This window comes from Nostoc sp. FACHB-152, from assembly GCF_014697475.1.
In the GTDB taxonomy this organism is placed as follows: domain Bacteria; phylum Cyanobacteriota; class Cyanobacteriia; order Cyanobacteriales; family Nostocaceae; genus Nostoc_B.
In genome coordinates this window covers 1-12695 of sequence record NZ_JACJRV010000042.1, presented here as the reverse complement: position 1 = coordinate 12695, position 12695 = coordinate 1, and the positions used below count along the sequence as shown (strand labels likewise).

The window sequence follows — 12695 nt, the reverse complement described above, 5'->3', positions numbered from 1 at the left end:
TCTTTGGGAGAAGGGTAGAGTACCACAAAGACGCAGAGAAGCCAGTGCGTTGCGCGGCTTTGCTGACTTGTAGCAACTGGTGCGTCACGGAGAAATAAGAGTTTGAGAGATATTTTGCGTAAGTCCTATTGATGTCTAAACTATGCTTTTACTGCTATGTTTTTCAGACTTTTCTATTATTTACTGTTGTAAGCACGAATAAATTTAGCAAATTGCTGCATCAATTCAGGATTACGCCAACCTGCGTTAGTTTCTTCTTGCATTACGGCTAAAGCTTCTTCGGTGGTAAAAGCTTTTTTATAAGGACGTTCGCTAGTTAGAGCATCATAAATATCAAGTATTTGGAAAACTTGGGCCAGGTAAGGAATTTCATCTCCTTTTAATCCATCGGGATAACCTGAACCATTCCATCTTTCGTGGTGATGGCGAATAATGGGAATTACACCCCGCATACTACGCAGTGGTTGACAAATTTTTTCCCCAATAATCACGTGCTGACGCATCATCTCCCACTCTTCTGGAGTAAGTTGCCCTTTTTTCAGCAACACTGCATCAGAAATACCCACTTTACCAATATCGTGAAGATAACCACCCCAGATTAAATCTCGCATTTGAGAGCGAGAAAGATTAAGATATTCCCCAAAAGCTTGCCCTATCTTGACCAACCGTTCGCAGTGGTCGCCTGTATTAGGGTCACGGCTTTCAATGGCTCTAGCAATAGAAAATAAGACTTGTTCAGCGTGGTCTAAGTCTTCATTTAACCGCTTTTGTCCTACTAGAGACTTCGCACGCGCTGCTAGTTCTACACGGTCAAAGGGTTTGGTGAGAAAATCATCTGCCCCAACTTCGATGCCGCGAATACGCGATCGCCGATCATTCAATGCTGTAATAAAAATTACTGGAATTAGTCTAGTATTTTCATCCTGCTTGAGCAACTGACATACTTCAAATCCATCCATTCCTGGCATCATTACATCCAGCAAAATCAAATCTGGCTGTTGTTGTTTTACCATTACCACCGCAGTAGCACCGCTATCTGCTTCAATTACTTCATAACCTTCCATTGACAACAAAGCCGCAGCTGTCATTCTACTAGCAGTATGGTCGTCTACCACTAAAATTTTTGGTGCTTCAGCATCAACGCCATTCACTTTGGAGCCTTTACTTTGTAATGTTTTTGATATTGATGTATTGAATCCACAATTAATCTCCGGTTTTTTCCATGCAGATCCTACTTGAGCAGGATCAAGTATTACTTCTTCCTGAGATAAGCTGAGTGGATAATTATCTGAGTTTTGCCATTCTATTTTGCGATTTTCTTCTACATTCTTATGTATATTTTTTATGTTATTTGATACACTAAAACTCTGTTCATTATTGTTGATCAACTTGGAACTCCAGTGAATCACAAAGGCACCCCATTTTTTATAATAAGTGAGCAGTCTTTCTCTACGAAATTAATTTTATGTCTGTTACTATAGTTTACTTTGTCTTTCTCCAAGATTTCTGTACTAACATTAGATTAATATTGTAAATAACGCAGATTATATTTTTTTACAAAAATAAAATAAATATTTAGATAAATTTTGTTATCAAACTTCCTAAGTCTTGATTTGAAAATACTAATTTAGTACAAGATTTGACTCAGTTTTTCTTGAGTATTTTTTAAAATTACAGGCGTTACAATATTAACTTGAACTCATTTAAATTGCCTAAGTTATATTTTAATAGTTTCATTAAATTTTAGAAAGAGTAAGTTTTTTGTCAAAAATTTTCACTGACTAAAAATTTACTTAATTTAATATTGCTTAACATATATTATTTAATAGCAAAAGTTTTCAACTGAGTAAAGGTGTTAACTAATGGTTTTGGTTGATAATATAAGCCTTCGTTTGGTCATTCTCCTAGCTATTAACCGTAATTACCTTAATTGGGCAACATTGTAACTACCTCATTACATTACACAAATTTAAATTAAAAATTATGACATTAATATGGATCAGATCACAAAAGAAAAATTTAACGATCACAGTTATCGACTCAACGAAGAATTACGGCTAATAAAATCATTGGGTTGGTTATTCAATAACCAACGTTTCCGCCAATGGGAGGTAGGTTCCAACGAACAGGATTTTTGTTCTTGTTGTCGCCGCGTGATGATTACAGAGGCAGAATCTTTTAATTGCGGATCGCGGTAAGGAATAGCCGCACGAGTTTGCAAATGTTCTTGTTCTTCTAAGGAGAGAGGAGGGAGTTCGGATGAGAGGGAATGATCATTGATTTTTCTACCTCCTTCATCTCTAGGGTATGCGGCTAAGGTACCTGGCGATCGCCTGCCAACAGGAGGAGTAGAACCTATTTGTAAACCAGCCAATATTAGTGCTGTGCGAACAGCCGCAGCACAAGAATAAGTTGCCAGCAAGCCATTCTTGTGTAAAGAGAGTGAAACTTGTTTCAGAAATTCAACAGTCCATAGCTGAGGACACTGAGGCGGGGAAAAAGGATCTAAAAAAATTGCATCTGCCTGGAAACCCGATTGATTTAACTTTACAATCGAGATTCTGGCATCACCGATCATTAACTTAGCGTTGAGGCATTGTGTTTGTATTTCCCCTGCAAACGCTAACCGAGTCAAAATGTCTGAGTATTCGTAATTCCAGTTATCAAATAAGTGATTGGCGATCGCCGCCTGGGGTACAGCCGGATTTAGTTCTAAACCGATTAATTCCACATGACAACTCGGATTTATTGCCCAAATTGTCTGTAAAGCGGCTGCGGTGTTGTATCCTAGACCATAACAAATATCTAGTAACCGCACAACTGGTTTTTCCGCAGCTTGAGCCAATTGCGTCGGTTCCACAAATTTAAAATAACTCTCCTGTTTAGCTCCAAAATGACTGTGAAATGACTCGCCAAACTCTTGTGAGAAAAAGGTGAAAGAACCATCCGCAGTTACTTGTGGTATAAAGTTATCAAATTCTGGCATCAGATTTTTTATTAATTAGTAGCTAATAAATGTAATTAAAGCTTTGAGTTTTTATGGTTGATATCCAACTTTTTGTTTCCCCAGTATGGCTTGTTGAACATCTTAACGATTCACAAGTTGTGATTGTGGATTGTCGCTTTTCTTTGGCTGATCCACAATTAGGACAAAAACAATATCAAACAAGTCATATCCCAGGGTCATTTTACCTAGATTTAAATCAAGATCTCTCCAGCCCTGTAGGGAAACATGGTGGCAGGCACCCTTTACCGGATATTAACCATCTAGCTCAGAAATTATCAGCAATGGGGGTAAATTCTCCAGAAACTTTAGTTGTAGCTTATGATGATTCTCGCTTGGCTTTTGCATCTCGTCTATGGTGGTTACTACGTTATTTAGGTCATGAGCGCGTAGTTGTGATGAATGGAGGCTTTAGTGCATGGCAACAAGCCAGTTATCCAGTTACAGATGTCATATCAAAACCCGAAACAGGTAATTTTATTCCTCAAATTAAAAACGAACTGGTAGTAGATATTGAAGTAATAAAAAGCCGCAAAGATTTACCACAGGTAGTATTAGTAGATTCGAGAGAGAGCGATCGCTACCGGGGTGAAAGGGAGCCAATTGATAAAATAGCTGGTCATATTCCTGGCGCAGTTAACTATCCTTGGCAAGAAGTTACAGATTCATCAGGAAATTTACTTTCTCAACTAGAACAACAACAAAGATGGGGAAACATCGCCACAGCCGAAGAAATTTTAGTTTACTGTGGTTCTGGTGTAACTGCTTGTGTGAATTTGCTTTCTTTAGAATTAGCTGGCATTCGTACAGGTAAACTTTATGCTGGTAGCTGGAGCGATTGGATTAGTTATATGTAGCAATTAGTTATTTGTTATTGGTCAAGAAGCAGCGCAAAGCGCGTCTACAAGTCGGGAAACCCGCGATCGCGCTCTGCCTCGCCTTTGTGCGAAACAAAAAAATAAGGACTAATGGCTAAAGACAAATAATAAATTCTAGAATTCTCCTAGCTTCAAATTGTAATAAACAGTCAAAAACCAACCATCAAAATCAATATTTTTGTCTGTAGAGTCACCAAAACTGATGCCACTTTGTAAATTTAAACTACTGGCATCAGAAACACGGTAAAAAATATGTCCAAATATGCGATGGTACTCGTCGTCTCTTTGCCGTTGCGTAAAGTCTGACAAGTTAAACTGATAATTTATCCCAACTTGGAGAGGTTGTTGTACCTTATAATTTAATGAAACCCAAACAGAATTAATTATCCGGCTACGGTTATCAGGTTCAGAAAAATTGGCACTAAATTGGTAAAAGCTATCTAGTGATAATTTAGAATTCAATGGGTCTCGCCTTCCCAAAGACAGCCGTAGTGAGTTTTCATTTAAAAAGCGATCGCCTGCGGCAAAACTGTTGCTATTCCTAGCATAGAAAAATTGTTGGTTACTCCAAGCAAGTTCCCCGTACATCCTTGACGAAAATTGTTGATAAAGTCCAATGTTAAAACTGAGTTGGTTGTAATTGAATTTCGATTGCTCTGTATAGCGAATTAAGTTACCATCAATTGAACCGTTGATATAAGTCTTGGATGTTAAAGGAAAATAGGCCGATGCCAATCTGAGTCCATAAAACATTAAGCCATCTTCTGTGGGGAAAAACTCAGACGAAAAAATGTTACTTGAATAGAAATAGCCTACCTGAGCTTGTAGAGAACCTATAGGTTTAAACTTAGCTACTGGCTGTTGTATTGGTGGGGTTGGCTGTCGTGGCCAAGGTCTTGGCTTAATCAGTAATTCAAGTTCTTGAAGGTCATTAGCCTCAGTTCTTGGCTGTGTTTGTGGCAAAGGTCGAGGTCTTACCTGTAGGTTAAGTTCCTGACGTTTATTATTACTAGGATTTGATCTTCTTTGTTGCAATAGCTGCCTTAATCGCTCTAACCTTTGTGATCTATCGGTTGAAGGTTCATTAAAAAGTTCTTCTATAATTACTGGTATTGGCGAAGACTCAGGAAATACTTTTGGCTGTCCTTCTATTTGTGGTAGATCAGTATCTCTATTAGTATCTTGTGGCTGGGGTAATGGTTGATTATCTGGAGTTGTTGGTGATGCGGGATTAGATTGGGCAGTAAGTGCTTTTATTTGTAGTAATTTTGAGGGTATATTTTCTGCTGTTACTAAATAATGAGGCTGCCGTATTTGTTCATTAAAGTCATGTAATTTAATACCCCACGCTGCATTTTCTCCAATACAAAAATTGCTTGCACCACTCAAAGTTAAGAAAGTTACAGAAAAAAAATTTTTCCAGTCCTTTGGTTGCATTAACATTTATGCTTGATATACAAAAAATCTCACAATTCAGTTTTATGATTAAAAATCTAGAAAGTATATTCATCGAAACAAATTAGTTAATTTTGATATTATTTTTTAATACTTGTAGATTTATTAATAACTTAATGACTAAAATATTTAATTAAATTTACTTTAATTTAATTTAAGTTATAAAGTTAACAATGTCAAAAGTATAATACTGCGGTACATATAGCCCCTTATGCGACATTAAATAAATTATCCCAGTTTTGATATATTTATGTATATGAAATCTTTCCGCTTTTTGATATTTAGTTTATTGGGAGTTATATTCATACCTTTGCCCAATCAGGCAAATGCGACGACTCCCCTAACGCGCGCTGAAATTCAGAACTTGCAAAATTTCGTACAACTGCTACCTAGAAACAACAAAAAACGCCCAGCACGCAAATTAGATCCAATAGTTCCTGGTGATGGATTAGCCACCGGTAGATCATCTCTAGCAGATTTGCGTTTCAACGATGGTTCTTTAGCACGAGTTGGGGAAAGGGCGGTATTTCAATTCTTACCTAAGGTTCGGAATTTCAGGTTGTCAAATGGAACGGTATTGTTGCTGATTCCACCAGGAAGAGGACAGACAAGGATACAAACACCAAGTGCTGCTGCTGCAATTCGAGGTTCAGCCTTATTTGTCCGCTACGACCAACAAACAGACATCACAGTTGTTGGCGCACTTACAAATAGCGGTATTGAAGTCTTTAACCGAGAAGGTTCTCAAAGTCAGGTTTTGGCAGCAGGACAACTGATGGTGATAGTTAAAGGTCAATTTCAAGGTTTATACGATTTTGATCTGAGAACTTTTTATAAAAATAGTGATTTAGTTGAAGGCTTAAATTTAACCAAGCAAAATATTACACCCAATCCAGATCCAGCGATCGCCAGTGTTCAAGTTGAAACTGCGGCAGCTTTAGCAGTACAGTCGCCTGTAGTTGGTCAAGGTGTGATTGAAAACCCATCTTTTCTAGAATTATCCGCTAATTCTCCAAGTTCTTCCACCCAAAGTACTGCTTCTGATAATTCTCCAGTTAACTCCTTGGTAGAAACAGGACAATTTTTACCAGATACGCTTAATGAACCAAACAATAATGACAACATCATAAATCCTGATCAGCCAATTCCAGATAATAATTCTGGCAATCCCACAGGTAATAATCCGGGGAACAACCCAAGTGGGAGTTCTGGCAATCCCACAGGTAATAATCCAAGGAATAACCCAGGCGGGAACCCCAGTAATCCCGGTAATCCCACAGGTAATAATCCGAGGAATAACCCAGGCGGGAACCCCAGTAATCCCGGTAATAATCCTGGTAACAACTCAGGTGGTAATCCCGGCAATCCCACAGATAATAATCCCGGCAATAACCCAGGTAATCCCGGTAGTAATCCTGGTAACAACCCAGGCGGAAATCCCGGTAATCCCGTAGATAATAATCCCGGCAATAACCCAGGTGGGAACCCTGGTAATCCCGGTAGTAATCCTGGTAACAACCCAGGCGGAAATCCCGGTAATCCCGGTAGTAATCCTGGTAACAACCCAGGCGGAAATCCCGGTAATCCCGTAGATAATAATCCCGGCAATAACCCAGGCGGTAACCCCGGTAATCCTGGTAACAATCCAGGCGGGAATCCCGGAAATCCCGGTAATCCCGTAGATAATAATCCCGGCAATAACCCAGGCGGTAACCCCGGTAATCCCGGTAATAATCCTGGTAACAACCCAGGCGGGAATCCCGGCAATCCCACAGATAATAATCCGGGGAATAATCCAGGCGGGAATCCTGGCCATAACCCAGGAGAAAACGAATATCCTGCTCCTTAAAATTCTTAAAAAAGAAACTAAATCGGTAATTTATAGTTATCGATTTAGTTTCTTCCTCGTAATTTAGAAATATCTACTCTTTAGTAATTACAGCCTTGCAATACATTTATCTTCATGGTTTTGCTTCTGGGCCTAAATCTGCCAAAGCACAGGCTATATGCGATCGCTTTGCTAAAATTCAGACACAGCTAAAAATTCCAGACCTAAATACTGCTGACTTTTCTCAGCTAACAATCACGCGTCAAATCAATCAAATTGCGGCAGAATTTCCAGATGATTCTGCACCAGTCACCTTAATCGGCTCAAGTTTAGGCGGCCTAGTATCGGCTCATTTAGGACAGCAATACCAACAAGTGCAACTCTTAATTCTATTAGCACCAGCCTTTGGTTTTTTATCACATTGGTTGCCAAAGCTAGGAGATGAAGCAGTCAAGCGTTGGCAAGATGAAAATTATCTTATGGTCTACCATTACGGGGAAAAGCGATCGCTACCTTTGAGTTACGATTTCGTTACAGATGCACAACAATACCAAGAGGATAAGTTACAACGTCCTATTCCAACGCTGATTTTGCATGGTATGGAAGATGAGGTTATTCCAATTACCGCTAGTAGAGACTTTGCGCGATATCGTCCTTGGGTAAAGTTGATAGAACTCGATAGCGATCATGCTTTAGCAAATGTCACAACAGAAATTTGGCAAGCAATTTGCCTGTTCTGTCAGTTACCGTAACGCGGTAAAATATGGAACTCTCCCATTATTCAATAACATAGTCATTCGTAATTTTAATTAATGACTATTGACTAAAAATTATGCTTCCTTTTATCCGCTCAGATTTAGCCCAATTCACTGCTTACAAACCTCACCCCAGCAGTAATACATCTGAACCAGTCACCACACAGTTTGACCGACTGGATACAAATGAAAGTCCTTATGATTTACCACCTGAATTAAAAGAAAAACTAGCCTGGACATATCAAGAAGTCATAGAAACCAATCGCTATCCTGATGGCGGACATGAGCAACTAAAAGAAGCGATCGCCGAGTACGTGAATGAATCGGCTAATCTCTCTCCAGCAGTATTTACATCTGCCAATATTTCTGTAGGGAATGGTTCAGATGAACTAATTCGCTCTTTATTAATCGCTACTTGTCTGGGAGGAGAAGGTTCAATTCTAGTAGCTAATCCCACTTTTTCTATGTACGGGATTTTAGCGCAAACTTTGGGCATTCCAGTAGTGACTGTAGGCAGAGACGAAACCAATTTTGAAATAGACTTAAAAGCTTCAAAGTCTGCAATAGAACAAACTCAACATCCACCTATTCGGGTAGTTTTTGTTGTCCACCCCAACTCTCCAACGGCGAATAAGCTAACTAAGGCTGAGTTGACATGGCTGAAAAGTTTGCCAGAACAGATTTTAGTAGTAATTGATGAAGCTTACTTTGAATTTAGCCAAGATACCTTAGTCGGTGAATTGGCACAGCGTCCTAATTGGATAATTTTACGCACATTTTCTAAAGCATTTCGTTTAGCTGCACTGCGTGTAGGATATTGTATTGCTCATCCAGAAGCGATCGCTATTTTAGAAAAAGTTCGCTTGCCTTACAATCTTCCTAGTTTTTCGCTAATCGCAGCTAAGACAGCTTTGCAAAACCGTCAACTCTTACTCAGTGCAATTTCACCAACACTCACTGAACGAGACAAATTGGTCACAGTTTTGTCGCAATATCAAGCATTACAAGTTACAGAAAGTGCTGCTAACTTTCTTTATCTGCGTCTTAAACCCAATACTTATAACTCACCAGATACTGCTTTAAAAAGCATACATCAAAAACTCACAAGCTCTGGCACACTTGTGCGATTACTTCCAGGAGGATTGAGAATTACTGTTGGGACGGCAGAGGAAAATAACCGTACCTTGGAACGAATACAAGCCGCTTTAGCGAATCTTGAATCTTAACTATATATACAGCAGTTTTCGCCCCAATAAGTTACATTACTCTAGCCTAAGAGCCGCTTTTCCTTATCTACTTGTACTGCACTCAAACGAAAAACGCTGTATTAGTAATTAATATCGAATATCTGCTCCGCCGCCCAAACGGCGTACGATACTTACAGTCTGTGGCAATACTCCTACTAAAAGGGCAAAAGCTTTATCCGGCAAATGAGCCACCACCTCTGGGGGAAAATACTGTTCAAACTGATCTAAAATCTTTTGAACTCGCTGTTGAGGAACTGAGTTTTCAGTAATCTGTTTGATCAACCGAATCCATTGTCGGCGTATTAAATAAGCTTTTTGACGCTCTTCATAGGATTCGGGAGTTAATAAAGATAAATTACCAATAGGCAGAGCGATTTGACAATCACTATCGTAGTCCCCACCTACGGCTGCTCCCGGCCCAGCAAATTCTGCATGGTAACGTTTAAAAAGTATTAATCCATTTCGCTTCCGACTGTTGATAATAAAAACCTTCCCACTGTTCAGCAGTGTGAGGATATCCGAGCCGCACGATTGCTCAGTTCCATCTAGCATCACAAAATGGTCAAGGAAACTAGTGTCGGGGTAATAAGTTGAAACCATAGTAGTTTGATAGCGTAGTCGCTTTTCGCTATCCATGTTTTCTATAAATTTTGAATAATTTAGTAGTTGTTTGCACTTCAAGCGATAACTTTGAATTAAACGAAATTAAAATCTTTGTGTTTTTTATTGTTAAACTTTTTTGTCAGTTTAGTTATGATAAAGGACAAATTATTATTAATCTGCAATTTATGTGATTATATTTTATGAGATTTAGCGTAATTTGTCTGCCAACTATTCTAAAAAAAGATTAAAGTTTTTATAAAGATGAATAAATCAAATGCAAAGTTATTATGAGGTAGATTTTACCTACCAGCGTAATTTCACTGATGACTTTATCATATTATATATTTTATATTAATTAATTTTAAAACTTTGAAGATTAAATAAATTGTATGTATGTTATTTTTCCTTACAAATAAAATAGACGTATTTATATTTTTCATCAGTTACATGATTAAAATTTTTGGATGTTAGCTACTCTATGACTAGTAGTTGATTTTTTTAAAATCTCCCTAAATGTGGAAATACAGAAAATTGAAGATAGTATTTCTACTTAACCACCTAAATAGTAACGATTAATGAGAGAATGTTGGAATTAAAGTCAAAAAGTGCCGAACCCAAGTTTTAGCCTGCAACCAAAATTGGATTAAAAACACATTTTTATCGTACTCAAATATTATTTTAGTTTTTAATTACCTGAGTTTTGAGTCAAGCTTGTTGGTGCGATCGCCTTATCATAATTTTGAGCCATACCCAATAACTTAGCTGATTGAATCAACAGCCAGGTGCTTGTGTAAGAATAAGTGACGAGGACTTTTGAGAAAAAATAAATTCCAATTATATTCTACTTTGTGCATCCGATATCCTAATTTAAAATAAAGTTGCCTCGCCTGATGATTATCTTCCAAAACATGGAGATATAAGTCTTGATAACCCCACTCTTGGCAGATATTTTCACAGCTAGTCAGTAATCTTGAGGCCACACCATGCCGACGGTATTGTTGGTCAACAGCTAAGTTAGACAGATAAAGAAAACTTTTACCACCTTGTTTCCAAGATTCATGGAAACGCAAGCCCAGTTCTACGGTTCCTACTAACTTATGAACCCCAGCATTAGTAACGTCAACCGCAACTAAACAAATATGATGTGGTGCAGATGATGACAAACGCTGTCTGAAGTCCTCATAAATTCCTAAACGTAGTAACGGAAAAGCCCATCCCCAGAAACCATTTTGAGAGTGAAAGCTTTCGGCAATAATTTGAGCAATACCAGCCAAATCAGCAGGTGTAGCCGCACGAATATGGAATTGTTTGGCAACTTGATTAGCGGCGGATGTGATTGGTTGTTCGTGGTATGAGTTAAAAAACCAGGATGTCAAGGTTAGTTTAGTATGAATTGCATTTAACGAAAATCTTCTCAAATATCCTAAAACACCTTTTGCTACTGTAAATACAATTATTTTTATATACTTAAAATTTCAAGAAATCATTATAGGTGTTGTAGGTTCTTCTGTAAGTGGATAACACACTCAGCATCTTTCTGCACAATAAATCACATCAATCGTCACAAGCAACCACATCCACTTCAGAACTTACAGCGTATTGCAAACGTATGAGGTACAGTAACAAGGGATTGTAACCCAGTTCTTTAAATCTGTACGATTAATAAAATCAACTAAGTAGAACGGCGTAAATATTTGTAGTTGGGAAAAGGCAGGAGGCAGGGGGCAGCTATGCTGGAGAAAACAGGGTTTCTGCCTGATTAACCTTTCTTAACATAGTTTTGTTTTTTCCCACCTACTTACTTACACTGGCAATTAGATGTGTATGGCCAAATGAAAGCGACTTCTGTCGGCAGTCATGGCTTTGACTAGCTAAAGGATAATTATAACTCCCAAACCTGAGAAGGTTTAAGGAAAACAATGCTCTAAGTATTTTCACTATGGTTTATAGGCAAAATAACTTTTAGTGTTCATTCTACTTAGTTGCAGTTAGCTAGTGACCTTAACCCAGTACACAATATCTTAATTAAAGAAAAATTAATTTGCAATTATCACCATATAGTTGTGCAACTGATGGTTATGCCTGCTAAATTAGAAAAAACTCATGGTCTAATAGTATACTTTGCTTTTAAAACGTATTGTTGTGATATGGCTCACTCCACCAAGACCAAAATAAAGAAAATTTACCTGCAAATGTTAGTACAACTGTTACAAAGGGCAAACTTAATATGCAGCTTAAGTCGTGTTTTTCAACCAGACCAGATGCTGTATGTAGTAATGTAAAGCTCTCACTGGAGGTAAGAACAAACTTGGCAAGCATCAGCTATGTCACCAAACAACTAACCAGCAAAGCAATTGTGCTATGTCAGAGCAAGTGGCAACCATTACAAACTATTGAGGCTAATTGCTATGAGTAACAAATATTACACTCATCAGTCATCTAGGCCAACAGCCATATTAGTTAAAATGCTCTGCTCTTACCTGAGGAAGAAAAATTTCTTTTTGATCAGATTATTCTTTATCCAACTGCCGTTGCAGCAGGAAAGCGGTGCATGAAATCTCAAGTAAAAAGTAAGCCTAAAATTTTGGTTGTTGACGACGAACCCGACAACCTAGATTTGCTTTACCGCACCTTCTATCGAGATTATAAGGTGCTGAGGGCAACCTCTGGGCCTGCGGCGCTAGATCTGCTGGCACAAGAAGGAGAGGTCGCAGTGATTATCTCCGATCAGCGAATGCCAATCATGAGTGGAACCGAATTTTTGAGTTTGACAGCCACTCAATATCCCGATATCATCCGGATTATTTTAACTGGCTACACTGATCAATACCGTTGCCAAAATAAGAGCATGAAGAGGTAGGGCGTTTCGTAGTAGAGTTGTTGTCTCTCACAACGACAACTCAAAAACCACTAGTCGCCCATGCC

Annotated in this window: 9 protein-coding genes and 1 pseudogene; 5 read left to right on the top strand and 5 right to left on the bottom strand. The window is 38.4% G+C overall.

Features of this window, described 5'->3' with window-relative positions; genetic code table 11:
- Positions 1-176 precede the first annotated feature (176 nt).
- Both H6G76_RS22660 and H6G76_RS22655 read right to left on the bottom strand, forming a co-directional pair.
- Positions 177-1337 (bottom strand): two-component system response regulator, encoded by a 1161-nt coding sequence (locus H6G76_RS22660; protein ID WP_397333764.1) that lies wholly within the window; start codon positions 1335-1337, stop codon positions 177-179.
- A 695-nt stretch (positions 1338-2032) separates the two neighbouring features.
- Entirely contained in the window at positions 2033-2986 is a 954-nt protein-coding gene (locus H6G76_RS22655) for a tRNA (5-methylaminomethyl-2-thiouridine)(34)-methyltransferase MnmD (RefSeq protein WP_190705865.1), read from the bottom strand.
- A gap of 53 nt (positions 2987-3039) precedes the next feature.
- On the opposite strand from H6G76_RS22655, the gene H6G76_RS22650 reads away from it, so the two are divergent.
- Entirely contained in the window at positions 3040-3861 is an 822-nt protein-coding gene (locus tag H6G76_RS22650) for a sulfurtransferase (RefSeq protein ID WP_190705862.1), read from the top strand.
- A 135-nt stretch (positions 3862-3996) separates the two neighbouring features.
- Here H6G76_RS22650 and H6G76_RS22645 read toward each other — a convergent pair whose 3' ends face one another.
- A complete protein-coding gene (locus H6G76_RS22645) occupies positions 3997-5319 on the bottom strand; it encodes a hypothetical protein (RefSeq protein WP_242056490.1) in 1323 nt (440 codons plus the stop codon).
- 268 nt (positions 5320-5587) lie between these two features.
- On the opposite strand from H6G76_RS22645, the gene H6G76_RS22640 reads away from it, so the two are divergent.
- From H6G76_RS22640 to H6G76_RS22630, 3 genes are all read left to right on the top strand, one after another.
- Positions 5588-7186, top strand: coding sequence for a FecR family protein (locus H6G76_RS22640; protein ID WP_190705856.1), 1599 nt, complete (start codon positions 5588-5590; stop codon positions 7184-7186).
- Positions 7187-7281: 95 nt separating this feature from the next.
- The gene (locus H6G76_RS22635; protein WP_190705853.1) at positions 7282-7917 is read left to right on the top strand and encodes a YqiA/YcfP family alpha/beta fold hydrolase; all 636 of its coding nucleotides are present in this window, start codon (positions 7282-7284) and stop codon (positions 7915-7917) included.
- Between the two features lie 80 nt (positions 7918-7997).
- Complete coding sequence (locus tag H6G76_RS22630; RefSeq protein WP_190705850.1) at positions 7998-9146, top strand: histidinol-phosphate transaminase; 1149 nt, start codon at positions 7998-8000, stop codon at positions 9144-9146.
- A 108-nt stretch (positions 9147-9254) separates the two neighbouring features.
- On the opposite strand, the gene H6G76_RS22625 is transcribed toward H6G76_RS22630, so the two are convergent.
- Together H6G76_RS22625 and H6G76_RS22620 are read right to left on the bottom strand one after the other, a co-directional pair.
- Complete coding sequence (locus tag H6G76_RS22625; protein WP_190705847.1) at positions 9255-9803, bottom strand: hypothetical protein; 549 nt, start codon at positions 9801-9803, stop codon at positions 9255-9257.
- A gap of 725 nt (positions 9804-10528) precedes the next feature.
- A complete protein-coding gene (locus H6G76_RS22620; protein ID WP_190705844.1) occupies positions 10529-11146 on the bottom strand; it encodes a GNAT family N-acetyltransferase in 618 nt (205 codons plus the stop codon).
- A gap of 1175 nt (positions 11147-12321) precedes the next feature.
- Between H6G76_RS22620 and H6G76_RS22615 the strand changes: the two are divergent.
- Positions 12322-12594, top strand: a pseudogene (locus H6G76_RS22615) (response regulator); the annotation flags it as partial.
- Between the last annotated feature and the right edge of the window lie 101 nt (positions 12595-12695).